The 24,065-nt window shown below is 36.7% G+C and carries 28 protein-coding genes; 11 read left to right on the forward strand and 17 right to left on the reverse strand.

Features of this window, described 5'->3' with window-relative positions; translation table 11 throughout:
• Positions 1-387: 387 nt before the first annotated feature.
• Positions 388-1,614 (reverse strand): ArsB/NhaD family transporter, encoded by a 1,227-nt coding sequence (locus LMF89_RS22495; protein ID WP_229537049.1) that lies wholly within the window; start codon positions 1,612-1,614, stop codon positions 388-390.
• 196 nt (positions 1,615-1,810) lie between these two features.
• On the opposite strand from LMF89_RS22495, the gene LMF89_RS26390 reads away from it, so the two are divergent.
• Positions 1,811-2,059, forward strand: coding sequence for an SMI1/KNR4 family protein (locus LMF89_RS26390; protein WP_369412692.1), 249 nt, complete (start codon positions 1,811-1,813; stop codon positions 2,057-2,059).
• 123 nt (positions 2,060-2,182) lie between these two features.
• Here the strand turns inward: LMF89_RS26390 and LMF89_RS22500 are convergent, their stop codons facing one another.
• The 7 genes from LMF89_RS22500 to LMF89_RS22530 form a co-directional block, all read right to left on the reverse strand.
• A complete protein-coding gene (locus LMF89_RS22500; protein WP_229537050.1) occupies positions 2,183-2,542 on the reverse strand; it encodes a TfoX/Sxy family protein in 360 nt (119 codons plus the stop codon).
• Positions 2,526-2,702 (reverse strand): hypothetical protein, encoded by a 177-nt coding sequence (locus tag LMF89_RS22505; protein ID WP_007961343.1) that lies wholly within the window; start codon positions 2,700-2,702, stop codon positions 2,526-2,528. Before LMF89_RS22505 ends, LMF89_RS22500 begins: the two co-directional genes overlap by 17 nt.
• A gap of 947 nt (positions 2,703-3,649) precedes the next feature.
• Complete coding sequence (locus tag LMF89_RS22510; protein WP_229537051.1) at positions 3,650-4,876, reverse strand: IS256 family transposase; 1,227 nt, start codon at positions 4,874-4,876, stop codon at positions 3,650-3,652.
• 229 nt (positions 4,877-5,105) lie between these two features.
• Entirely contained in the window at positions 5,106-5,342 is a 237-nt protein-coding gene (locus LMF89_RS22515) for a hypothetical protein (protein ID WP_229537052.1), read from the reverse strand.
• 164 nt (positions 5,343-5,506) lie between these two features.
• Complete coding sequence (locus LMF89_RS22520; protein ID WP_229537053.1) at positions 5,507-5,695, reverse strand: hypothetical protein; 189 nt, start codon at positions 5,693-5,695, stop codon at positions 5,507-5,509.
• A gap of 103 nt (positions 5,696-5,798) precedes the next feature.
• Positions 5,799-7,037: an MFS transporter gene (locus tag LMF89_RS22525; RefSeq protein ID WP_229537054.1), complete on the reverse strand. Its 1,239-nt coding sequence runs from the start codon at positions 7,035-7,037 to the stop codon at positions 5,799-5,801.
• An 18-nt stretch (positions 7,038-7,055) separates the two neighbouring features.
• A complete protein-coding gene (locus LMF89_RS22530; protein ID WP_229537055.1) occupies positions 7,056-8,327 on the reverse strand; it encodes an FAD-dependent oxidoreductase in 1,272 nt (423 codons plus the stop codon).
• Positions 8,328-8,553: 226 nt separating this feature from the next.
• Here LMF89_RS22530 and LMF89_RS22535 point away from each other — a divergent pair, with 226 nt between their 5' ends.
• On the forward strand, positions 8,554-9,459 hold the full coding sequence (locus tag LMF89_RS22535; RefSeq protein ID WP_229537056.1) for a LysR family transcriptional regulator: 906 nt from the start codon (positions 8,554-8,556) through the stop codon (positions 9,457-9,459).
• A gap of 218 nt (positions 9,460-9,677) precedes the next feature.
• Here the strand turns inward: LMF89_RS22535 and LMF89_RS22540 are convergent, their stop codons facing one another.
• From LMF89_RS22540 to LMF89_RS22570, 7 genes are all read right to left on the reverse strand, one after another.
• Entirely contained in the window at positions 9,678-9,887 is a 210-nt protein-coding gene (locus LMF89_RS22540) for an AAA family ATPase (protein WP_369412693.1), read from the reverse strand.
• 131 nt (positions 9,888-10,018) lie between these two features.
• Entirely contained in the window at positions 10,019-11,344 is a 1,326-nt protein-coding gene (locus LMF89_RS22545) for an MATE family efflux transporter (protein ID WP_229537057.1), read from the reverse strand.
• 82 nt (positions 11,345-11,426) lie between these two features.
• On the reverse strand, positions 11,427-12,299 hold the full coding sequence (locus tag LMF89_RS22550) for an AraC family transcriptional regulator (protein WP_229537058.1): 873 nt from the start codon (positions 12,297-12,299) through the stop codon (positions 11,427-11,429).
• A 92-nt stretch (positions 12,300-12,391) separates the two neighbouring features.
• Positions 12,392-12,661, reverse strand: a complete 270-nt coding sequence (locus LMF89_RS22555) for a hypothetical protein (protein ID WP_229537059.1) — start codon at positions 12,659-12,661, stop codon at positions 12,392-12,394.
• Between the two features lie 58 nt (positions 12,662-12,719).
• The gene (locus LMF89_RS22560) at positions 12,720-13,124 is read right to left on the reverse strand and encodes an SDR family oxidoreductase (protein WP_229537060.1); all 405 of its coding nucleotides are present in this window, start codon (positions 13,122-13,124) and stop codon (positions 12,720-12,722) included.
• A 13-nt stretch (positions 13,125-13,137) separates the two neighbouring features.
• Positions 13,138-13,449 (reverse strand): aminotransferase class I/II-fold pyridoxal phosphate-dependent enzyme, encoded by a 312-nt coding sequence (locus LMF89_RS22565; RefSeq protein WP_229537061.1) that lies wholly within the window; start codon positions 13,447-13,449, stop codon positions 13,138-13,140.
• Positions 13,450-13,451: 2 nt separating this feature from the next.
• Positions 13,452-13,589, reverse strand: a complete 138-nt coding sequence (locus LMF89_RS22570) for a MerR family DNA-binding transcriptional regulator (protein WP_229537062.1) — start codon at positions 13,587-13,589, stop codon at positions 13,452-13,454.
• A gap of 502 nt (positions 13,590-14,091) precedes the next feature.
• Here LMF89_RS22570 and LMF89_RS22575 point away from each other — a divergent pair.
• The 5 genes from LMF89_RS22575 to LMF89_RS22590 all read left to right on the forward strand — a co-directional run bounded on the left by LMF89_RS22575 (position 14,092) and on the right by LMF89_RS22590 (position 18,778).
• Positions 14,092-14,718: a GNAT family N-acetyltransferase gene (locus LMF89_RS22575; protein ID WP_229537063.1), complete on the forward strand. Its 627-nt coding sequence runs from the start codon at positions 14,092-14,094 to the stop codon at positions 14,716-14,718.
• A gap of 33 nt (positions 14,719-14,751) precedes the next feature.
• Positions 14,752-15,753, forward strand: coding sequence for an alpha/beta hydrolase family protein (locus LMF89_RS22580; RefSeq protein WP_229537064.1), 1,002 nt, complete (start codon positions 14,752-14,754; stop codon positions 15,751-15,753).
• Between the two features lie 208 nt (positions 15,754-15,961).
• Entirely contained in the window at positions 15,962-16,189 is a 228-nt protein-coding gene (locus tag LMF89_RS26500; RefSeq protein WP_500797129.1) for a transposase, read from the forward strand.
• Positions 16,190-16,801: 612 nt separating this feature from the next.
• Positions 16,802-17,656: a helix-turn-helix domain-containing protein gene (locus LMF89_RS22585; RefSeq protein ID WP_229537065.1), complete on the forward strand. Its 855-nt coding sequence runs from the start codon at positions 16,802-16,804 to the stop codon at positions 17,654-17,656.
• A gap of 141 nt (positions 17,657-17,797) precedes the next feature.
• Entirely contained in the window at positions 17,798-18,778 is a 981-nt protein-coding gene (locus LMF89_RS22590) for an NAD(P)H-dependent flavin oxidoreductase (RefSeq protein WP_229537066.1), read from the forward strand.
• Between the two features lie 310 nt (positions 18,779-19,088).
• Here the strand turns inward: LMF89_RS22590 and LMF89_RS22595 are convergent, their stop codons facing one another.
• Positions 19,089-19,481, reverse strand: a complete 393-nt coding sequence (locus LMF89_RS22595; RefSeq protein ID WP_369412690.1) for a PTS sugar transporter subunit IIA — start codon at positions 19,479-19,481, stop codon at positions 19,089-19,091.
• Between the two features lie 46 nt (positions 19,482-19,527).
• Here LMF89_RS22595 and LMF89_RS22600 point away from each other — a divergent pair, with 46 nt between their 5' ends.
• On the forward strand, positions 19,528-19,743 hold the full coding sequence (locus LMF89_RS22600; protein ID WP_229537068.1) for a helix-turn-helix domain-containing protein: 216 nt from the start codon (positions 19,528-19,530) through the stop codon (positions 19,741-19,743).
• Between the two features lie 322 nt (positions 19,744-20,065).
• Here LMF89_RS22600 and LMF89_RS22605 read toward each other — a convergent pair whose 3' ends face one another.
• Positions 20,066-20,437, reverse strand: a complete 372-nt coding sequence (locus LMF89_RS22605) for a transposase (protein ID WP_229537069.1) — start codon at positions 20,435-20,437, stop codon at positions 20,066-20,068.
• 419 nt (positions 20,438-20,856) lie between these two features.
• On the opposite strand from LMF89_RS22605, the gene LMF89_RS22610 reads away from it, so the two are divergent.
• The 3 genes from LMF89_RS22610 (at position 20,857) to LMF89_RS22615 (ending at position 23,771) form a co-directional block, all read left to right on the forward strand.
• On the forward strand, positions 20,857-21,765 hold the full coding sequence (locus LMF89_RS22610; RefSeq protein WP_229537070.1) for an alpha/beta hydrolase: 909 nt from the start codon (positions 20,857-20,859) through the stop codon (positions 21,763-21,765).
• A gap of 61 nt (positions 21,766-21,826) precedes the next feature.
• Positions 21,827-22,048, forward strand: a complete 222-nt coding sequence (locus LMF89_RS26395) for a hypothetical protein (protein ID WP_369412691.1) — start codon at positions 21,827-21,829, stop codon at positions 22,046-22,048.
• Between the two features lie 664 nt (positions 22,049-22,712).
• Positions 22,713-23,771 (forward strand): acyltransferase, encoded by a 1,059-nt coding sequence (locus tag LMF89_RS22615; RefSeq protein ID WP_229537071.1) that lies wholly within the window; start codon positions 22,713-22,715, stop codon positions 23,769-23,771.
• Positions 23,772-24,065: the final 294 nt, after the last annotated feature.

Consider the following 24,065-nt stretch of genomic DNA (forward strand, 5'->3'; position numbering starts at 1 on the left):
GTTTTTCTAGCCCATAATGGATAACCCTTCTGTAATATATCTTACAGGGACAGGTTCCTTGTCCCATTTTAAACCGATAAGTTCTAAACTATCTTTCTATTGCTCTCATATCAACTAAAAGAGAAGCTGCCTATAATTTACTAATTAATTTATTATGGTAGCTTCTCTTAATAAATGCTAAATCCTTCTAGAAGAATGGAGGGGACGCGTTCCTCTGCTTCTTCTTATTCGTGGTTATCCTCAATCATAGTTTGATATTGCAAGCCACCAAGTCCATACTCAGGAAATCGACATAATAAATCATTTACTAGATGTTCTTTGCCTAAATTATTCCTAATATACTTTATAGCATAATCTTAGATGTGTTTTCATTTCTCATCACTAAAATCATCTAATAAAGGTCAACCATAAATATCCGATGAAGGTAACAAGCAGCGTAAGAGGAAAACCTATGCGAAAATAATCCCGTGCGGTAACATAGACATGATTTTGTTTGGCAATCTCTACTACAATCAAGTTAGCAATAGATCCAGCAATCGTGAGATTTCCGGCAAGAGTTGAAAATAAAGCTAAAGCCTTCCACCATACTTCTATCTCGGTATCTGGAATAAGAAAACGAATTAATAACACCGCAGGGACATTGCTTACCAAATTAGATAAGCCAACGGTTACTATAGCAAAAACGCCTAAGTCGTTCACTTTTGAAAAAGAGAATTGATCAAAAATATAAGAAACTAATCCACTTTCTTCGACTCCAGCAACAATAATAAAAAGGCCAATAAAGATAACCAGCAGGTTAAAATCCACACTGGCATACACTTTATTCGGTTCTACTCGTCGAGTCATTAAAGATACTGCCGCACCCAAGCTGGCTACCAATGCCAAATCATAACCAAATAAATACATAATTAAGATAAATGTCAATATCAATAAACTTTTGATAATCAAATACATATGGGCATTTACGGGAATTTGCTGACTCTTTCTCCAACCGCCATGAAGCTCTTTACGATAATAGAATGCAATCACGATAAAAGTACAAAACAGCCCTAAGATTGCTACAGGAGCTGCAGTGATAAAATAAGACAAAAATGACATCCCTGACAAACTGCCCACTAGTATATTTTGTGGATTGCCTAGTAAAGTCGCAGCACTGCCTATATTAGAGGCCATGGCAACCCCCAAGAGATGTGGTACTGGATTGCAATCAATTTTCTGGCAAAGAAGTAGTACAATGGGCGTAAACAGCAGGCAGACAATATCATTAATCGCAAAAGCAGAGAGAGCTCCGCTTACCAAAATAATAGCAAACAACAAGCTGTTCTTATTGGATACCACCCGCAGCAGATTGTTTCCCACAAACTCAAAAAATCCAGCTAATTTCAAATTTGCTACTAGAATCATCATTGAAAATAAAATGATGATTGTCTTATAATCTACCGCCGCAGTGGCTTTATCAGATGATAAAACACCCGTTCCTATCATCGCTACCGCTCCAATGATAGCAGCTCCCGCACGATCTACTCTAAAAAAGGGGCTTTTTCCCAATGTAAAAATCACCAATACAACTCCTAGAATTAGCCCCGCCAATATCATATGTAAGGAATGTTCCATTACTACCTCGCTTTGCGTTGTCGCCGTACTTCATAAAATTAAACCTCTACCTAATATATAATAAGAGTAGAATCTATTATATATTAGGTGGAAGGGATATTCAATTGGTGAAACGTTACCATCCAGAAGTATTTCTAACGGTGCTACATTAATTTGTCATGTACCTCACATTGCACCCCAGGCATGGTTACATATAATTTACGCTGGCTTAACTAATGAGACCATCGATGCGTTACAAGATAGTTTAGGGAAAACATTACCTGAAGACTATGTTAATTTTCTGAAATATACAAATGGTACCAATATTTTTTCAGATAGTATAAGCATTTGGGGAATGCGGACATCTAATGCAAGGCGTGGTGATGAAGCAATTCAACCTTATGATTTGGTGTCATTAAATGAGGAAAGAATTGGTGAAATACCAGATAGTTTGATAATAAGTTGAGAGTAGGCGTTCCATACTTCTGATGCCAAATCATTGAATTCACTAGCCATTTTTCTACATTCTTCCTGAGAATAACTTACGAGTCTATATGGAACACCGGGACAGGTTCCTTCTTTATAAATTTTATTTGCTAAATGCATTAAAAAAATTTTTCAGCTCCGCTTTCGTTTCTATTGGAAGCTGGTTCTTCTTAACACCCAGGATAGCCCCTTCCAACGCATATAGCCGATGGATACAGGCGGAAGGATCTATTGCTCGTACTTTTAACCAAGCTTGCTTGCTGCCGCATTCCTTCAATTGTTCATAGGTTGTAATTCCCACATCATTGAGTTGTTTTTCAACTATTTCTCCAATATTGGGCAGATCAGATAAAATTCCCATCATATTCACCTCTAATGATAAATTCACCGCTGATGAGTCGGGTGACGATTCCTTGACTCGCACATCTATTGTCTGACTACTATTATTATTTCGTATAGACATTTAATCCAATCTTTATATCATCATTACTAGGTATAGATTGGTTCCCCTCTGTGCTTGCAATAATGATTGATTTACCACTACTTGACTTGCCAAATCGCTTGGATAAATCTACCCTTATTGTTAAAATATCTCCCTCAACGACCATATCAATATTTTTCATGCTTATACCTCCATTTTCCCTGTGATTGTACCTGTCTAAAAGAGACAGCTTATATTTTACTACTATGTCAAACCTGAAAGAGGCTACCCATAAATCTACTAACAAGGTAGATTATGGGTAGCTTCTCTTTCATAAATGCTAAATCCTTCTATATTTTTACATTATAAGCAGTATTTTGCCAAAGCAAGTTATTTTTATCCAAAAAACATTATGGAATTTGGAGGTACTCAAATCATTAAAGAATCTGTGCAGGTCGGTCTAGGTTGAACTTCTATCATTTCGGCTATCTGATAATATGGGACAGCCTTGCACGTGAAGCGGGAATATACTCCCAACCAGCTAAAACGTAAATACTTTGGGAATGGATGAATTGTCTGTGTCATGGGTATAGAAAAAATCTTCCCTGGGACGGGGGCATTCATATCCTTCATCCCTATTATACATAAGACTGATTGTTCGGATTTTCCCTGCCTCAAAATGGATAACCCTTCTGTACTATATCTTACAAGGGACGGGGTTATTGACACTAACCTTCAACTATTGTATTGTCGACAACCCCGTCCCCATGACATCCCAGTTGATTATTTATTAAATAATGATACTGCCAGACTCCAATTTGCTCAACCAAGCAAAGAACCTCCTAATGACTTAATTAAATTTCTTGATCAGCCATAAATATTACTCGAAGGTATATTGCTAACTAAAGAAGATAAAGCCAAAATTAAAGCATCACTTGATATTATATTTTGGGATACAAAACAAAAAAGAGGGAGTGTAATTTATTTTGTGTAAATTGAAATTCCTTATAGCAAGAAATAGGTGACTTTACTAGGTAAAGTAATCTCATTGATTGCCCTTAAGGATTATTTTTCTCGGACATGACGGAAGTATGCACGCGGCAGCGTGAATGCTACTGGCGTGCCCGAGAAATTTTAATTTTAGGGCAATTAGATCGCATAACGATCTTCAAAAAGAAGAGCTAAATGATTCAAAACCATTTCCCAATCTCGGTAGCGTTGGGTCCATTTTTTGACAATATGATTCGACGCTAAATACAACATTTTGCGTAGGGAATCATCATTTGGAAATACAGATTTAGTCTTGGTAACTTTTCGAAATTGTCGGTTCAGACCCTCAATGATATTCGTTGTGTATATTATTTTACGGATAGCTGGAGGGTATGCATAGAATGTGGAAAGAATATCCCAGTTATCCTCCCAACTCTTGATGGCTGCTGGATATTGAGTACCCCACTTCTCTTTAAAGGACATCAATCTTCCCAGAGCCGCTTCTTCCGTCACGGCTGTGTAAACTTCCTTTAAATCTGTGGTAAAAGCTTTCATATGCTTGTAGTTGACAAATCGCATGCTAGATCGGATCTGATGGATAATACAACGTTGTATTCCAGCTTGAGGATATACAGCACCAATCGCTTCCCGAAAACCGCTCAATCCGTCCACGCAAAATAAGTAGACATCTTGTATTCCACGGCTTTTTAGCTCATTTAGCACACCAAGCCAGAACTTACTACTTTCGTTCTGTCCAATCCAAATTCCTAATATTTCTTTGTAGCCATCCATTGGAATGCCTAACACCACATAAGCAGCCTTCGTTACTACTTGATGATTCTCTCTAATTTTATAATGGATGGCATCCATGAACACAAATGGATACACAGCTTCCAAGGGTCTATTTTGCCATTCGGTGAGTTGTGGCATGATTTTTTCGCTAATTTTACTAACCAGTTCTGGAGATATTTCGATATCATACAAATTTTTAACCTGTTCCGATATATCACGAGTGCTCATCCCAGCAGCATACAGGGATAGTATTTTTTCCTCCATCCCATCGGCATTACGGCTGTATTTACTAATAATCTGTGGTTCGTACTCCCCATTACGATCTCGGGGAACGTTGATTTCCACTTCTCCGATCTGCGTTTTTACTCGTTTTTTAGAGTAGCCATTCCGGTAGTTTTTCGACAGATCCGTTTCGACATTTTCCAACCTGCGTTCTTGTTTTTCATACCCAAGTTCTGTCTCTAATTCAGCTTCCATTACCTCTTGGAGGACTTCCTTAAACATATCTTTTATTGCTTCCAACACTTCTGACGTACTACTAAATTTTTGATTCTTAATTAGTTCTCGGATCACTTCTTTTGGTATCGCTGACATAAAAAACCTTCCTCTCTGACTTGAATAGTTGTATTCCTATTCTTGCCATAAAGGAAGATCTTTCATACTTATTTACACAAAATTTTCCGCACTCTCAAAAAAGATCCTTTGCTCTATTCACAAAAGATCCACTCATATTGTCTTTTATTTGCCGGTATTTGTGCCGGCAGTTTTTATTTAACCATTTAGGTCGGCCTTCCGCCGCAGCAGCCTGTTAATACGATTTTATTTATTGTTTATCAGAATCTATTTTATCAATAGCATCTATGTATATAATTCCCATTCGTTCTCTTTCATCGTGGTGCAATTTATATAGACTTTTTTGCCCAAAGTAGTCCAAGATCATATACTCGTTACCGTTATAGTCTATTAGCATATATCTATTAAACCTAACTTCTGCTAATTCCAATGTACTGTTAGACGTATAGACTTTTATCATACAGTTACTTGCGCTAGCCATTTTCAATGGAACGCTCTCCTTCATATTTATATCTTTGATAACTAATTCCTTACTCATCTCCCAATCGTCTCAGTGAGAGCGGTTATTCAACTTTCAAGTAACTAAATTAAAACCATTTAAAGATTTATGAACTCTTCCTCTACTATAACAACAGTAGAATAACCAAGATATTATTCTCCACTTTCTATAGAACGCCGTATGTCGAGTATGCCAGATTGCACAGTGGCAATTGTAACGCGGTATGATTTTGCAGCCCCATCAAAATATTCCTCACCGCGATGGATTTCCATGCCCTCTGCCATCACTCGTAACCATTTGATAAATAATTGAGCATCAATCATCTGGGTATCGCCTGTCATACTCACATCTCCCTTCCTGTAATCGTTAAAATTTTACTTTAACTTCACTTTATGAGTTCGAAACATAGGATCCTCCCATTAACATCAATAGCTGACGAGCGTGCTACGCCGTCTTTTGTCTTTCATTTTCCAAACGAACAGCTTGTTGAGGTTCCTTAATATATAGGATAATGAAAGCTCCCGCTATTGGACCAATGGCTAACATAGCAAACGCATATAAAAAATTATTAGTTGCGTCGATTACTGCACCTACCGCCAATGGTGAAATAAGTGATCCAAGCTGCCAAATTGCATTTACGAAGCCTATAGCAGTACCAACTAAATTAGGAGAAACTAACTCTCCCACTAAGGTACTCATTACAGGGCTATAGACAAATGCGGCAATACCGAGTAACGGCGCAAGAATATATAGAACTTGCATGCTCTTATTTACTCCGAACCACAGTAACAAGATTCCGAATGATATAAGCATCACGAATAGTAAATACTTACGCTTACCACTCAGCAGATCGTGCATTAACCCTGCTATTGGTTTACAAAGAAGTGCTGCCGCCCCATAAGTGGACATCACTGCACCTACTTGAACTAGACTAAGGTTAAAACTTTTATTGATATAGGTATTGGCCCATGTAGCAGTACCCCAGGTAGCCCACATAGCACAGAATCCCGCTAGGCCAGTGATCATCAGCCCCCGATTCTGAGTTAGGCTGAAAACTTCTTGCCAAAAATCAGAGGATGTTTTGGCTGCTTGGTGTTCAATCGGCGTTCGCTCTTTAAGTAACAACCAAGCAAATACCAGTGTTCCTAGAGGAAGAAGTCCTGCGATGAAAAAAGAAAACTGCCAACCATGATCCCGAGCGAGAACGGGTACAAAAAAGTTAGTAACGGAAAGCCCTAATGAGGAGGCAGTTATTAAAAAACCCATTGCCGTACCACGACATTTTTCGGGAAACCAGTCGAAAATCGCTCTAACACAAGCGGAAAATATGGCACCAGAACCTACTCCTGCCAAAACACGATAAATAAACCCCTGTTGATAAGAAGTAATGGTTCCCATGAGAGCAGTAAAAATCCCCATAACCAAAAACGATCCAATTAGTACTTTTCGGTATCCATACTTATCGGTTAGAAGTCCTCCGGGCAGTTGAGTAGCCACATAACCAATATAAAAAGCTGTCATGTAGCTTCCGGCTTCTTTAGCAGATAGCCCAAGTTCTTTACTTGCTATAGGCATCACTGGCGACCATGAGAGCCTGTCCACGAAGGAAAATAAGAATGCTAGCCACGCAATAAATAATACCCCTACTTGTACCCACGTAATTTGAATGCCGCGTATATTCATCACTAACCACCTCGTCTTTTATAAGATTGCGCCTTGGCGCATTAATTCTTTTCGTATAACTCCAATATCTGCATAAGTGGAATTTTGTTGTAGTGCGGCTGCGACTCCAGCTGCATGACCAGTTGCAAAACCAGTTCCCATAACACGAACAGATGCAAAAGCGTATGGGTCACAACTAATGATTCTCCCTCCTGCCCAAACGTTTTTCAAATTAATTGGTTTTAGCGCCCCTAACGGAATATGGTAGTAAGACTGATCTTTAATCGGAAGCCAAACATTTTTCTTTCCCGGTTCAGGATGCAATTCAATAGGCCACCCGCCACAGGCAATTGCATCTGGACATCGCCTTGCATTTAGCACATCCTCTTGCGTTACAAAATCTTCTCCAATAATATGACGTGTTTCACGTATGCCAATTTGGGGTCCTGTTTGAACCAGATAGGCATTCTCAAAACCTGGCAGGTAATGACGGAAGGCTTCAAGATATGCCCAAGCTTGACGGCGCCCGGATATTTCACATTGAGTAAGGTTCCAAGCATCAAGGCCATTGGCATCTTCGTCTGCCAGCATTGCTATTACATCTCTTGACGGCTCTGGCATCCTAATGACTGTTCCTAATTCCTTAGTCAAGTGAGGAATACCTGCAGCCTTGGCTCTGCAGATAGCTGATTGAACTTTTAATGGATGCGCATCAGCAGAAAGTGTAACCCCACCGATACGATATACCAGAGTAGCTGCCTGGAAAATGCCTTTGTAGTCACCAATCCTACATCCCCCGCCTGAAAGCGCAGCTAAGTTTGCTTCTCCCGAAGCGTCAACAAATGCAGATGCTTCAAAAGTCTGCTTACCACCATCAGTAGCACATGTAATGGAATAAACGCAACAATCATGCACCTCTACTGCAATTAATGTAGCGTGCAAGAGTGCCTCTACCGGAGATTCCAAAAGGCACTGATCCAACGCAAACTTTGTTGCTTCCATATCTAAGGGAACTATAGATGTACCTGTGTTAGGAGTACGTTTAGGACCGGTATAGCATCCTAGTTTTGACAGCTTATCTAAAACGAGTTGCCCTATCCCCCCTACTATTTGTTCTGGAGGATTACTCTGAGTGAAAAAGCCGCAATAAGTAGGCACTATTGAATGTGTTGCTTGTCCACCGAAATAAGGATTACGTTCAATTAGCAAGGTCTTCGCACCAGTGTTTGCTGCTCCAATTGCAGCAGCAACACCGGCTGCTCCTGCGCCGACAACTATTACATCATAAATCTTTTGATTTTTGTAAATCAACGAGTGTCCTCCTTACCTCTCTTTTTTGTTATGCTTTTATAATCACGAAAGTTAACTTTTGGGGCAATATTTATGAAAGTATAATAAATTTTACAATAAAGTAATCAATACATTAATGATGAATTGATTTTTTTTGAATTAATGTTATAATTATACTCTTAAACCATTTATCGGTAAAATACATATATTAGATTTGATTTATCGACTTTTACGCTAGGTGATGATTATGGAATTAAACCAATTACAATACTTCATTGAGGTTGCAAAATATCATAGTTTTTCTAAAGCATCTAATAAAATTCATGTTGCTCAATCGTCTTTGTCTCATCAGGTTATAAAACTTGAAAGCGAGCTTGGAACGCAGCTTTTTAAGCGCAATACGAGAAATGTGGTTTTAACAGATGCTGGCAAGGAGTTTTACGAGTATGCATACCGTGTGATAAACGATATGAATCAGGCCTCCTGTGCCATGCAAAAATACAGTTCATTGCAAGCAGGCCACATAGTCATTGGAGCTTTACCTATAATGGGGTATCTTGGCATCACTCAGTTAATAGCCACCTTTCACAAAGCTCATCCTGGAATAGAATTGGGGCTTACGGAAGCAGGTAGTTCTATACTATGCGAAAAACTGTTATCTGACGATATTGACGTTGCTTTCTTAACTCCGCCAACCCTAAAGCGATACAAGCAGTTTGAAATCACTCCTTTAATTGAAGATAATATCGTAGTCGTAGCTTCTAAGGATCACGTTAACTTAACGCAGTCACCTACAATAGATTTAAAAGATCTTGAACACGAAAAATTCATCCTGATGGGATCAGATAACGCTATGCGTTATATATGTGAATCTACCTGCAAAATTGCAGGGTTTATCCCTGAAATTATTTGTGAAAGCAATCAAATAGATACTATGGTGGGCTTAGTGGCCTCGGGACTTGGTATTACTTTTTTAACCTTCAGTGTTGCGAACGCATTCCGACACTATGGAATTACCATTATTCCACTACGGATGCCTATTAAGCGAATAACTGCCTTGGGTGTTATCGAGCCTAATGCCAATCCGCTTGTTAAAATTTTCTGCCAATTTGTACAGAATAACAAACATTTACTAGGTCGTATGCAACTGTAACTAGCTAGTCACATTCATTAGTATACATGCCTACATTATCTTGAGGACAATCTAATAACAGCTTACGATTTTCGTATTGAAGAAAAAACAATAGGGGTAGTACCAGTGAAGCTGTCATCGCCCCTAATATAATATTACTGATAAAACTGAAAGGAATTAAAATACATGAAGTTCCAACTACAAAATAGTAATCGGAACTTCAGTAACGACGATGTCCGTCAAGGAATACACTTATGATTTTCGTTAGCAACAACTGACTGGAGAAAGGCTCTGGCCGTGGCTTGGTTGGTAGGAGCTGTGATGATACATTCGTATTTAAGGGATAGCCCATATTTGACGATGTTCTCAGCGATCGTTGTTTTGCCTGTGCCCGCATAACCAGAAAGAATATAGCTGGATTCTTTCTGACTGCATAAGAAAGCATCGATTTCATTCGAGTCTTTCGAGGTTTCGAATCGCGGTCCAAGGGTAGTGAAATGAGTGCAAACTGCTCTATATGGGACTCATTTGCACCAATTATTTTAGTACGGCCCTTATTTCCACCTCTTGCCTTCACCTTTTAATGAGTCAGTTTTTCTTTCGTTCTAGTCACTAGAAAGTACGCTATTACAAGAGTTACGGCCTCTGTCAAGGGCGTAGTCAGCCATATTCCTATATCACCTAAGATATATGGTAGCACCAATAAAAAAATCACCAGCAGAATAAGACTCCGCAGACTGGAAACCAGTGCAGCTACCTTGGTTTCGCCAATGGAAGTAAAGAATACTAACGCAATCATGTTATAGCCATTAAGTAGAAAAGCGACTGAAAAGAATTTCAGTCCTATCCCGCCAATATGTAAAAGTTCCGCATTTCCCTTAGAAAATATACTGATTATACTTTCGGAGGCAACAAAGGACACCATAAATACCAGTACCCCTACTAAAAATACAGCTTTTAAAGCCGTTTCTAGTAGTTTAAAAATCATTCCTATATTCTTTGCCCCAAAATTATAGCTTATAACTGGGTGAATACCTATCGCAATTCCAGTAAGTATCATATTCTGTATAAATAAAACGTAACCAATAATGGTAAATGCAGCAACCCCATTGACACCAAATCTCTCCAGCAGCACCAAGTTGAATATAAATGTAGTAATTGAAATAGAAATTTGTGATATAAACTCCGCCGAACCAATCATCAATATATTTTTGAAATCAAGTAACGTAACGGTAAATTTATTGAATCGAAAGACTGATCTTTTTGTTAAAAAATATCCTATACCAAATAAAAACGGCAGCAAAACAGCAATACCTGACGCGAATGCGGCTCCCTTCATGCCCCAGTCCATTTTCATAATAAACACATAGTCCAGAATAAAATTAAAGATATTTCCTGCCAATCCAAAAAGTAAGGATAATTGTGGCTTGGCCTCTGCTCTGATAAACATGGAGAACGCCATATTCATCATCATGAATATATAAAAATATACTACGACACTAAGGAAGGACTTTACATATTGATACATAAAGTCCTTCGCATTTAACAGCATGACGACCTCGTCCAAAAATACTGCAATCATTACTACTATTATTGTATTCACAACGAAAATTGCCATCAAAGAAAATGAAAAGTAGTAATTTGCACGATGGTTTTCTTTCGCTCCAAGGCTTTGTGTAGCAAGGGTTACTCCGCCAACCCCTATTGTTATCGTAACTGCCATTAAAATATAAAATACTGGCAGTGTAAGATTGATTGCCGCAAGACCATTTTCTCCTACTTTCCACCCAATAAAGATACCATCAACTATGATAATAAAAGATGTAAGAAACATACCTATAATACACGGAATGGAATAGTTTAAAAACGTTTTAATGATATTTTTTTCTTGAAATATTTCACTCATTTCTGAATACCCCTCTCATATCTATCTTTCTGCTATGTATTCTACATTCTTTTACAAAAGGGGGCTTCTGAATTTGAGCTTTTTAATTTTGACGACTCTTTATGGGTATACAAATTTCAACAGATATATTTCCTTTTTCATCGACCCCTTCATGGTAAATTTCCAAACTTGGTTTATTGTCTAATTCATATTTGCAAAAAGGGAGCCAAAAAGCAAAAATCTCATTAAATACCAATATAAGTTTCTCCAATTTATCGTAAAACTCATAACAGGCATACATCCCTGATTCAATCCGATGTACATTGATACCTGATACTTGATCAACGACCATACACATATCATATATACATCGATCTTCATCCGTAATTAGTGGATCGTCGTAAGAAATACCCACAAATCGAGAATTTGTATCCAGTAAATTTTTTTCTTCCATTTCTTCACAAAAGATTTCCCATGCTCCTTGTAGGTCTCTCGTGTAGTTACAAATAGTCCTCTTATATACTAGATTCATACCTTCCATTCTTTTTATCCGCATTTTGGCATCAATCTCTTCAAATATATTTTCTTTCTTTTTTAGATTATGAATATGATCGAACACAACAGCAAAAGAATCCTTGAAGGGTACACCATTCATTTTCCTATAATCAGTGGCACTCAATCCGAAAGATTGTTTGAAAGCAGATGCAAAATTGGACGGACTGTAGCCAATTTCTATTGCAATATTGGTTATAGGGCTATCTTTCGAAGTTCTCAACTTGAAAGCAGCATTCTCCAATTTCATTCGCTTTATGAAGGAATATATATTTTCACCAACGATTAACTTAAATACTCGATTGAAATAATACTTCGAAAAGCAGCAATGATCCGCTATCTCATCCACTGTCAAGTTCTTATCCAAGTTCAGATAGATATAGTTTAACGCCTGATTGATGCTCATAATATAATCACTATGCAAAAGAACCTATCCTCCTATCGCAGAAACTATTAGGTGCATTCATTATAGCAACTATAAGAGCACTCTAGATTTTGTATAATCCATTGTATCATTTATGACAATTGCTTTACAAAGTAATGACGTTTTCCTGTGATAGGATATTGCTCCAAGGTAAATACTTCTTTGTAATCTAGTTTTATATAAAAATCCTTAGCTTGAAAACTAAATGTTTCATCCACATCGATATACGGTTGGGCAAATAGCGGGTCCTTGTTGGGGTCTTCCCAGGTGAGAACAGCAGATTGGGAATTTACTTTCCCACATCCTACCAGCATTATGCTACCGATAACCAGTACTAATAAAATAAAAGAAATGGTCATCACGGTTCAATCGCTGAAAAACACATAGCAGCAGCTAAAAATACAGCACATAAAATATTGTTCAATAAGCAGTCCAACCTGCATCTGCTATAACTACTGTACCGTTAACAAAACTAGAATCATCGGAAGCAAGGAATAAAGCAACTTTAGCAATTTCGTCCGGTTCACCGATTCTTGGATTTAAATTCATCCCCAACATTGCTCGTCCCATGCCAAATTTATGCGGTCTTCCCATTGATTTATTAATATTTGTCTTAACACCACCAGGAGCAATTGCGTTACAACGGACCCCTAATGTTGCATACTGGAAACCTACGTTTTTAGTGAGTCCTATAACTGCATGTTTTGCCGCTGTATAGGCGGCCCCTGCCCTTGACCCCATAAGCCCCCCTGTCGAAGCAATATTTACGATGACGCCGCTTTCTCGTCTGGTAAATATAGGAATAACCTTTCTGATAGCTCGCATTGGTCCAGTTACATTAATTGCAAAAACCCAATACCTTCGATGTGCTCCCCATATATAAAACAAGGCCATTTTTATCAAAAGCCTTTAAGGGTAGGGGAGGTCGTTCGTCAAACCATAGTTCGCTATATGCATCGTCTTCAACAATCGGGAGTCGTTTGCTTTGGCATATTGATAATAACTCCTTACGCCTATCGTTTGACATCACTGCTCCAGTTGGATTGTGAAATGTAGGAACCGTATAGAGTAAAGAGCCTTGATCCTCACAGTTGATGCTTTGGACTGTCTCTACTTTCAGTCCTTGATCATCAAGCGGAAGGCCTTGCAACTTTATCCTCCATAATACCGGTATCCATTATCGCTGTGTCTTTCGGAAGAAAGCAATCCGGACTTCTCATAATAGCGCAACGTATCGGTTGAAACATCAAACAGTTTTGCCATTTCACCAATCGTCCATTTATACTTCATATACTTTACCGCCTAATTCTATTAGATTGCCATACTGTACCACAACCTGAACATCAAAGTATAGTGACCATAGCCTAACAATTTATACTATTATTATATCATGCCTATCCTGGAGAGCCCCACTACTACCCCTTCACTTTTTTCTTGACAGTGCATACCATATTTTTATAAAATACAATTGACCCAGGTCAGTATCGGATATGCCGAATCCATATTGGCGCGAATCCGGGGTTCGAGGAAGGAGTAATCGAATTATCCAATACCCAACTGTAGGATTGCGTAGGAACAACGCATCTTTTTTTGCCCCACAACTGACCTAGGTCAGTTTAAGAAAATTCAACGCCAGAGAAAGGAACGAATCGATAGCAGACAGTGTTCGCCTGGCACTGACGCATAGTCCAGCGGTAAAAGCCGCAGCAGCAGAAACAGCAAAAAGCTCCTGGCCTGATCAAAGAAAATCAATCAGGCTACCTGTAATAATATTTCGAAGGGAGAGTTAAACATGACGGATACATCCATAATTATTGAACCGATGCAGGCAAAGTACAATAAGCAGATCAGCCGCTTGCTTGTTCACGGATTTGGCGGGAAATTTAAACCCCTTTCGAACTTGAATGATGAGGATCTTGCTCATTTTTTCGAAAAGCTTTTTGATTATTTCCCCGTTGAGCCAGCAAATCAAAGAATTGTCGCCCTGCAAGATGAAGAAGTGATAGGAAGCCTGTCCATAAAGTGGAAGGCAGAATCAAACTTGAAGCAAGAAAAGCAAAAATTTCCTTGGCAGGCCTTCAAAATGTTTGAAAAGTGGACTCTCGTTAAATTATTCCTCGCGCTATATTTCTTAAACCACCAGCCACAAGCCCGAGAATGTTATATTGCAGATGTTTCTGTCCATCCGGCGCATCGAGGCAAAGGAGTTGGGAAACAGTTGCTGCAGTGGGCACAGCATTATGTACAAGCCGAGCCATTCCTAGATGTGCTAAGCTTGCACGTATCAGGTAAAAATCAACGGGCCAAGCATCTATACGAACAGCTGTCATTCCACACTCATTACCAGAAGAATAGCTTAGCGCGGTATCTTATCTTTAATGAGTTTAAATGGGATTATATGGTGTTGAACTTGAAATAATCACTATCATTTTGGAATGATTTAGGAGTAATTATGAAAAAAAATATTCGAATTTCTATGATTGTAATTGTATTACTATTTTGCGGTACAGCACTTTTTATTTTGAAGCAAAACAGTTTTAATATGGTCGAGCAATCTGTTGAGATCCCTTCACCCGAAGGAAAATTAACAGGGACGTTGGTACTGCCCGAAAACTATTCAGGTAAGCTGGGATTAGTCTTGTTTATTCATGGTGACGGGCCTCTTGATGCCTCGCATAATGATGGTTATAAGCCGCTATGGGAGCGGCTAGCTTCCCTTGGTTACGCCTCCTTGTCCCTCAATAAAAGAGGAATTAATGGATCAGAAGGCAATTGGTTAGATCAGAGCATGGACGACCGTGTAGAAGAGAGTCGTCAGGCCATTACATGGGTAAAAAAGCAGCCGATGATTGACGAAAAACAGATTGGAGTTTGGGGAGCCAGTCAAGCGGGGTGGGTTATTCCAAAGCTTGCCGAGAAGGAACCTCTCGCATTCAGTATTGTTGTATCGCCTGCAATTAACTGGCTGACCCAGGGAAAATATCATACACGCAAAACAATGGAAATAAATAGATACTCTGAAGAAGAAACTAAAAACAACGAAGCGTATGATCGGCAAGTGCAGCAACTTTTAGAAAGTCATGCCTCCTATGAAAAATATCTAAAAATTTCTCACGGAAATAGTTTGATTTCAAAAGATCGCTGGACATTTGTCAGCAAGAACTTTTTATCAGATGCAACCGATGATCTTCGTCATTTTAATTCGCCTGTACTATTGCTATTAGGTGAGGAAGATAGGCATGTTAATGTAAAAGAGACAGAGCAGGTGTATCGCAATACGATTAAATCGTCACTGCTGACCGTCGCCGTCTTTCCTAATACCGAACATTCCATGCTGAGCACTCAAACCGCTGATTCGGAGCTTCAAGCACTATTGATAAGTCTTTTCGCTCCAAGACAAATCACTGTACCCGACTATATGAACGAAATAGAGGAGTTTTTGAAGAAACTTTAAACCCGAATACTATGTACCTGACCAAATACCTCTGATGGGAATGTCCTGAGATAACGGCGTCCAATCCATCTACTTCCTGGGCCAGCTGAACGGCGTCTCCATGAAAAGAGAAGCGAGGGGACGGCAGAATGTGTGAAAAGTAACCAAATATAATTACATAAATCTACAAATATGATAAAATATAGATATAAATTCAGATAGTGAAGAGGTGGATTTATGGGCTATAAAAGGCGAAGAAAGAACCTACTCGATACTGTTTCCTGAATGCCTCGATGACTATATCGGTGAAGATAATTCGGTTCGTGTCATAGAAGAATATGTAGAGCTACTTGATATAAAAGAACTTGAATTTAAAAAAGTCATTTGCTCATCTACGGGAAGACCGCCCTATAACCCCAAAGATCTACTGAAATTATATCTCTATAGAACTTTTTAAGTACTTAGAGTGTATTTTATTGGTACAGGATATAGTTAGGAAGATTTACAGTGGAATATTAGGTTGCTTTTCACACGGTCTGCCGTCCCTTTGCTTCCCGTCGCTTCCAAAAGGAACGTCCCGTGCGCCAAGTGGACTTCTTTTATACCATGATTTTAGCTTTCTTGAAGCCGTTTATTTATTGCCGCACCAATAATTGTCGCCATAATTACTTTGATTACATCAGCGGGGATAAACGAATGTTCCTGGGTCTTTGACCCCCATGCTCAGACAGTATACCTTAGACTTACTGAAAATATCGACTGTATCTGGAAAATATCTTTACAAAATGAAACCATCGAAAATACAGGTAATAAAAATGCGCCACCAATCAAATTTGGTGATACAGGCGTTGTAGTCACCCATCTATCCTAACTCTGTTATACACTTGTGCGCATAGTTTTGAGGTCAGGCTTGACTTGTTGAAATTCACTTAAGTTAGCAAGAACAATAAGTCAATTGATTTAACAAGTCAGCCTGATCCTGAGATTCCTACGGGAGGAATTCTTAATAATTCGTGGAATAATTTTAAAAGTTAGAGAATGGATTTTACTGTGGTAAAGGAGTGAGTCTATGAACTATATTGAAATGATTAATGATGCCATTGAATATATTGAAAATAACTTGAATAGAGCAGTTAGCCTAGATGAACTGGCGGCAAAATATTATATTTCTCACTATCATTTTTATAGGATATTTAGATCCTTAACGAGTAAGACGCTATCGGACTATATTAATCAACGACGTTTGACAGAAGCAGCAAAAAAAATCAAAGCGACAAAGAAAAATATTATTGATATTGCGTTTGACTATGGTTACGAGTCACATGAAGCATTTTCTAGAAGCTTTAAAAAATTTTTTACAATTACGCCAATCGAGTGCAGGAAACTAGATTTTAATATACCCGTTATTGAAAAAAAAGAAATCATTGAAAGAAAGTTTAAAAACTTTCATAATGATATTATTGTCGACTTTAGAATACAACATTTAGGTCCCGTTGAGTTAATTGGAAGAAGAATCAATTTCAATCAAACGGTAATGAGTGATTTAGATAAATTAGTTAATTTAGTTCAAAAATTTGTAACTGACGTTGTTAAACCGCAAAAAATCGAACATTTATATAATGTAATAAAAAGTGAAATAGGTGTAAATGAAGATTTTAGTTATTTTACTGGCTGTGAAATGAAGCAACAGCATATCGGTTCTGATTTTGTAGCATTGACAGTGCCAAAATCAGATTATGCAGTTTTTAAATATTCCGCAGATATGGTTGTGATTTACAAAACCGTATTTGAGGATATCCGTAGGTCACTTTTGGTTTCCGGTCTTAATTTAAATCAATCGCTAATCGACTTTATTTCTATGGAAGCTTATGATGAAAATTATTTTAATACAAAGCAATTTTGTATTTATATCCCTATTTGCTAGAATTACTAAAGAAGATGGAAACTGCAAAAATAGTCAAGACCGCTCTTTCATGGCATGTTATATTTTAAGTACCCTCATAAAGCTTGTTATTAATTCTTTATGAGGGTACTGAAAATAGCATAATGAGGAGGAGTTATTAAGTTGAAACTTCCAGAACTAAGAATAGGCCGCTTAGTGGCTAAATTACCTATTATTCAAGGAGGAATGGCGGTAAGAATTTCTACTGCACGTTTGGCAGCAGCTGTAGCGGAAGCTGGTGGTATTGGAATAATTGCTGGTTCAGGTATGTCTTTTGATGAATTGCGTAGTGAGATTCAATTAGCACGTTCAATAACAAAAGGAATAATTGGTATTAATGTGATGGTTGCTGCAAGAGAATTTAAAGCACTTGTTAGAACGGCTATTGAAGAAGGTATTGATCTAGTAGTGGCTGGTGCAGGCTTCTCACGTGACGTATTTGGTATGGGAAAAGAATCTGGTACTCCGATTATTACATTAGCTTCATCGGTAAAAGTAGCTACACTTTCAGAAAAATTAGGTGCTTCCGCCGTTGTTTTTGAAGGAAAAGAAGCTGGTGGCCATTTAGGTACTACTGATCATTCTATAGGAGATCTTATGTCTGACATAAAAAGTGCCGTTAACATTCCTGTTATTGGTGCGGGTGGTATAATTACTGGTCGTGATATAGTTGAAACGTTAGCACTTGGTGCCGATGGAGTTCAAATGGGTACTAGATTTGCTGCTAGCACAGAATCAAATGCTGCACCTGCACTCAAAGAATTTTACTTAAAAGCGAAGCCTGAGGACATAGTATTAATCAATAGCCCTGTAGGGCTTCCGGGACGTGCTTTGAAAAATCCATTTGTTGAAAGAATTAATCAAGGTCCTATACCATCTCAAGCTTGTAGGGCTTGCTTAAAGCATTGTAATCACAACTTTTGTATAATTAATGCGCTCTGTAGGGCACAGCAAGGTGATGTTGAAACGGGATTAGTGTTTGCTGGCGAGTATATTTACAAAATAAAAGAAATACTATCCGTCAAAGAAATTTTTGATAGACTATTAAAAGAAGTAGAAGAGATTAAAGAACCCTATTGTAAGATTGCTGAGAATTTTGGGTAAAAGACAAGGTATTTGCAAAATCGATCTAACTGATAAAAACAACTCTCCCGAAATACATGGATGCATTTTCAAAAAGATTCTTTAGACATCAAGATAGTTCGTGCATTTGTTGATTTTTTATGAATGACTATCATTTTTTAAATAGTAAAAGCCTCTGCGTTTTCTATAAAACACAGAGGTTCTTCTTTTCCTCACAAACATAAAAAAGCTCACCTTCTAAGGTCGCAGTCTAGGAGAATCCTCAAGAATCGACGAACATACCAAAGTGACCTAAACCACGCAGTTTGCAATGGCTTAGGTTGCTTTGCTTTTAATGAATAAGTTTTATGATTTCGTCAATTTCTTCCGCATTTGCAATCTCATCAATACTGCCATCTTGAATCTTTTTTACCACTAGCTCTAAGGTTTTAATATACGAAATATCATCTTTGGCTGCAAGGCAGATGAGGGTTTTAACTGGATCATTGAAGCGGTTCCCAAAGTAAACAGACCTTTCCAGGGTGATTAAACTCATTCCTATTTCCTTCACGCCACAATGTGAGCTTGCATAACAAACAGCTAGCCCAGGATAAATCACTACAAAAGGTCCTACCTCCCCTACCATCTGAACAGCCGCTTCCACATATGCTTCTTCCACGCAGCCTCTCTGAACATATCTCCCCACCAATCCGAACAGCACTTTCCCAATTGTCAGTATTCGCACAAACTAACAAAAAGTTCCTGTCAACGTTTTTTTAGGAGTGTTTTATATGAACTTTTCTAGCAGATTAAAGGCACTAAGACAGCGCAATAAAGTATCCCAACAAGAATTAGCTGACTTACTTGGCATATCCACCCGCGCTTGGCGTTTTTACGAATCAGGCGATAGAGAACCCAATCTCACTGGGCTTATTGCCCTCGCTGACTTCTTCAACGTTTCCCTTGATTATTTAGTCGGCCGGTCTGATGACACTAATAAAAGATGAACCTGAAAGATGGAGACAAAATCTCGCTCTTTCAGGTTCATCTTTTATTAAATGTTAAATTTATATCGTCTAAGTTCTCTTAAATTCCGATTCTTATTTTCTGAAAATCAAGAAAATATTTTTATATTTTTTGAAAAATCTCCGTACTAGTTGCGTTGCAACTACGCAAAACAAATTAATTAATTTGTTTCATAATCTTTAAATTTGTCACCATCTTTGCTAAAATTATATTGTTATGATTAGCCCCCAAAAAGAGGCATTTTTATTCTAAATATCAGCCAAACCTTATCAATATCCATTAATTTATTTTTAAACGAATGGGTTAAATTGGAATTAAAATCAATTCGATTCCCCATAATACCGATGGAATTCTTTCCTCTCCCGCTCTAAAATCAGCTAATTTACAGCATTCCTCACTTGTCATGACCGTTCTCATTCGATCCACCTGTAATTTCTTTTCCGTAAAGCGAAGGGTATTCATTTCTTTCTTTATCTCAATGGGACATTGGGGAAGAAGCGGACAATTCTCACAATCTGGCTTTGCAAATTTGGCACGATAGACCTCTTTATCTTCTTGATATTGTGCATACAGTGGGGCCTTTCCGACTGGACAACATTCTACTTTGTGGTTTGTTTCATTTATGATAAACTCACTGACTTTTATCTGATCTTTTGGAATAGTGTTGCCCGTCATCGCCGATACCGAAAATGTTAATTGCTATTCGTTCATTTTTGAGCAGTCTTTTCCACTTAACGAGCACCATTATTAAGTGGAAGATTAGGTTGGTTATTGCTTGCTATTTTAGGTGCCTTTATGCCAGTTATCACAATGATAGGAGGCTTCATTATAGTTTAATGCCAATTATTATTAATAATTTATCTAAAAAGGATTTGAAGCTATTTTTATTCCTGCTGTATTAGCCGCATATTGTGGAGTTACAGAACCTGCAATGTATGGAATAAACTTAAAACAAAAAAAACATTTATAGCTGCCATGATCGGTGGTGATTGTAATTACCAACAGTCCACAATTTCATGAGGTAAGATTTATGAGTAAAGAAAAAGTAGTGGTTGGTGAAGAATTATTACTTATACAATAAAGGAGATTGAAATATGATATTTGAAAAAACATTAATTAATGGAACAAATGCGTGTTTATATGCTTACATTCTTGATGAGCAAAAACGAATAAATAAAACCAATAAAAGACCAGCTGTAATCATTTGTCCAGGTGGTGGATATTTATTAACATCTCAAAAAGAAGGAGAACCAGTAGCTTTAAAATTTAACACCATGGGATATCATACATTTGTATTACGTTATAATACTTATTTTTTAGAAAAGCCAAAAAAATTTTTAAATGAAGAAACTCTCCCTACTGTAAATGAAAAAGGAATCTTTCCTCAACAATTATATGATTTGATTCAAACAATATTATTTATTCGTAAACATGAAGAAGAATGGCAAATTGATGTTAATCAAATCATTCTAGCTGGTTTTTCTGCTGGTGCACATTTATGCGCAAGTTTAGGTGTAAGATGGAATGATATAAATCTTGCAAATAAATTTAATATTAAAAATGAGATGATAAAACCTTCTGCAATGATATTGGGATATCCACTATTAGATACAACCCAAATCGAAAAAAACATTGAAAGCAGTACTGATAAAAATTTTATAAATATGATGAAGTATGTTAAAAAAGCATTATTTAATACTGAAACTCCAACAGATGAGCAAATAACAAGTATTAGTCCTGTGCATCTTGTAAATACAGATACTCCACCTACATTCATATGGCATACTGCAGATGATAATCAGACTATAGTTGCAAACTCATTAAATTTCGCCAATGCATTATCAAGAGTTAATGTACCCTTTGAACTTCATATATTCCAATCAGGAGCTCATGGGGCTGCGCTTTATGATGAAGTTTCTGCCAGCGAACCAGAACATTTAAATCCAGCTTGTGCTCAATGGATAAATCTAGCTGAAACATGGTTGAAAAATATAATGGAGTAAGAGTTATGTGAGATAAAGAAGAGTTTTAGATACATTTTAATTAATTGGAAAAAAGGAAAAAATGATAGACAATAAATCATATGAAGAAATAAATCAAAATTTAGACAAGTATTATGGTTATAAAGAAAAAACCATATGGCAAAATAATTTTCATATTGAGCTGCCTTTAGGTTTAATTAATGATCAAAATAGATTAAGCTATAATAATAAATTTCACATATTTTATCAGTGGAATCCATTTGGATGTAATCATAAAACATTGGGGATTAGTAACAACAACTGATTTCGTTAATTTACTAACCTAAAATAGTTTTAAACCCTGAAGAATGGTTTGATAAAAATGGTTGCTATTCAGGCTATAGATTGGTAAAGGATGATGAGTAAAAGTATATTATACAGGAAATGTAAAATGGATGAATATAGAAAGCTTAGATGCTTATTTAACGAAGAGAAGAAGATGATTGAAATATAAGCGCTAATAGGTGGATATATTTCAATCATTCAGAGATGAAGAATTAAGGTACAATACAGGCAGCTACAAATAAGAGTAAAGGTTTTAATTGCTTTACTAAATGGGTGTTGTTTGGAGGAGAAGGAGTTATTGCGGAAAATAATAAAGTATAATCAGCTAGTTTCCAATTGCATTATATTTGGGAGGTGAGGGAGCATTCCTGTCATGTACTGAAAAGTAACCTTAAAAATTCAGTAAATTAAACGGTCATTGAGCGTTCGCCTTCTACGCTCAATTGCAGCATGGCCTACGTAGTAACATAGATAGCAACCACAGTAAGAACTGAGGTTGTTACGCATATCGAGTGTCCCAAAAGAGATTGTAAGAATGTAGCAAACAATACCTTTTATACTATATTTTTGAAAATTGTATTGACTTATTTTGGAAAAAAGATATTATATATTTAAAAATACAATTATTTTGGGGGCGAAATAAATTGAAAAGAAATCAATCAATAGAGTTATTAAGACTAATATCAATTTTTTTTATAGTTATAATCCATAGTACCTTTGCTGCACATTCTGGAATTGCTAGGGATGCTATAGCTATGGATGCTCTAGCAAGATTTGCCGTGCCAATTTTCTTCATGATCACCGGCTACTTTATTCTTCAACCTAATTACACTCGAATAAAATTTAAGAAACAAATAATAAAACTAACAAAGTATTATATTTTTTATGAATTTATTTACATATTATACTACTTTATCATTGCATTACTTGAGAATAAACTGCCAACGTTTGAAAGCGATTTTATAACAAACATGAAGTATATTTTAATCGACCCTAAGTTTGGTTTTCAGCTATGGTATTTAATAAATATTATTTGGGCGTTGATGATTATCTATATTTTCAATTATTTTAATAAGCTGAAAATTTTATTTATCATCAGTATAATATTGAATCTAATAGGTGTATTTATTTCCAACTTATCAATGCAATTATTCCATACAATATTACCTATATATATGACAAGAAACTTTTTACTTTTGGGTCTATTTTATATAATACTCGGAACGTATATACGAAAAGTGGATATAAACAAAATCAAATTTAATAATAATATTATTTTAGCATTTTCAATTTTTATGTGCCTATCTCAAGTAGTTGAAAGGTATTTGTGGAGAATATTATTTAATTCTACGTTTGAAGAGTATTTCATAACTACTATATTTGCTTCCATTTCAATATTTATCTTTACACTAAAGAGTAACGTAAATAATAAAATTATTGAAAAAATTAGTAGCTATTCTATGCCAATATACTTTCTTCATATTTTGGTTATTGATATATTAGGTTCATTAAGTTTTCACATTCTTCATATTAATATAAATGTAATAAGAGCCAATTGGGTGGGAAATATAACCTTCGTTATAGTAGTGTGCATATTTTCGTGTATTCTATATGACATATCTAAAAAAATGTTACAATTATTATTTGTCAAGGTAATAAAACCTGTAAAAGTAACTGCACAGTTAAATTTTAAGTCTCTATAAGATACATATAGTTTGCTACATCAAAAATGTGTGCGGAGTTATATGTATATTTTATAATGATTGCTAACCAAATACGGGTACAGCCGACATGTCGTTAACTTTCTTTCTACTCCAAATATTTCATAAAGTTTTTCTTTTATATTAGTGTTATAGTAATTGTATCATGAACTTGGTGGTAACTTCGGTTACTGCCTTTTTTGTTGTACTACAATACATTTCAATGTATTTTTACGTAATACAGTAACCGTCAAACAAGACAGTGGATAGAATCGAAGAATAATTCGTGAGATAATT

This window comes from Pelosinus baikalensis (assembly GCF_020819555.1).
GTDB lineage: Bacteria > Bacillota > Negativicutes > DSM-13327 > DSM-13327 > Pelosinus > Pelosinus baikalensis.

Excerpts from the sequence above, each read along its gene's own strand:
- LMF89_RS22495 (WP_229537049.1), bottom strand. The coding sequence starts at position 1,614 with ATGGAACATTCCTTACATATGATATTGGCGGGGCTAATTCTAGGAGTT.
- LMF89_RS22500 (WP_229537050.1), bottom strand. The coding sequence starts at position 2,542 with ATGTCTATACGAAATAATAATAGTAGTCAGACAATAGATGTGCGAGTC.
- LMF89_RS22505 (WP_007961343.1), bottom strand. The coding sequence starts at position 2,702 with ATGAAAAATATTGATATGGTCGTTGAGGGAGATATTTTAACAATAAGG.
- LMF89_RS22510 (WP_229537051.1), bottom strand. The coding sequence starts at position 4,876 with ATGTCAGCGATACCAAAAGAAGTGATCCGAGAACTAATTAAGAATCAA.
- LMF89_RS22520 (WP_229537053.1), bottom strand. The coding sequence starts at position 5,695 with ATGACAGGCGATACCCAGATGATTGATGCTCAATTATTTATCAAATGG.
- LMF89_RS22525 (WP_229537054.1), bottom strand. The coding sequence starts at position 7,037 with ATGAATATACGCGGCATTCAAATTACGTGGGTACAAGTAGGGGTATTA.
- LMF89_RS22535 (WP_229537056.1), top strand. The coding sequence starts at position 8,554 with ATGGAATTAAACCAATTACAATACTTCATTGAGGTTGCAAAATATCAT.
- LMF89_RS22545 (WP_229537057.1), bottom strand. The coding sequence starts at position 11,344 with ATGAGTGAAATATTTCAAGAAAAAAATATCATTAAAACGTTTTTAAAC.
- LMF89_RS22560 (WP_229537060.1), bottom strand. The coding sequence starts at position 13,124 with ATGCGAGCTATCAGAAAGGTTATTCCTATATTTACCAGACGAGAAAGC.
- LMF89_RS22570 (WP_229537062.1), bottom strand. The coding sequence starts at position 13,589 with ATGAAGTATAAATGGACGATTGGTGAAATGGCAAAACTGTTTGATGTT.
- LMF89_RS22575 (WP_229537063.1), top strand. The coding sequence starts at position 14,092 with ATGACGGATACATCCATAATTATTGAACCGATGCAGGCAAAGTACAAT.
- LMF89_RS22580 (WP_229537064.1), top strand. The coding sequence starts at position 14,752 with ATGAAAAAAAATATTCGAATTTCTATGATTGTAATTGTATTACTATTT.
- LMF89_RS22585 (WP_229537065.1), top strand. The coding sequence starts at position 16,802 with ATGAACTATATTGAAATGATTAATGATGCCATTGAATATATTGAAAAT.
- LMF89_RS22600 (WP_229537068.1), top strand. The coding sequence starts at position 19,528 with ATGAACTTTTCTAGCAGATTAAAGGCACTAAGACAGCGCAATAAAGTA.
- LMF89_RS22605 (WP_229537069.1), bottom strand. The coding sequence starts at position 20,437 with ATGACGGGCAACACTATTCCAAAAGATCAGATAAAAGTCAGTGAGTTT.
- LMF89_RS22610 (WP_229537070.1), top strand. The coding sequence starts at position 20,857 with ATGATATTTGAAAAAACATTAATTAATGGAACAAATGCGTGTTTATAT.
- LMF89_RS26395 (WP_369412691.1), top strand. The coding sequence starts at position 21,827 with ATGATAGACAATAAATCATATGAAGAAATAAATCAAAATTTAGACAAG.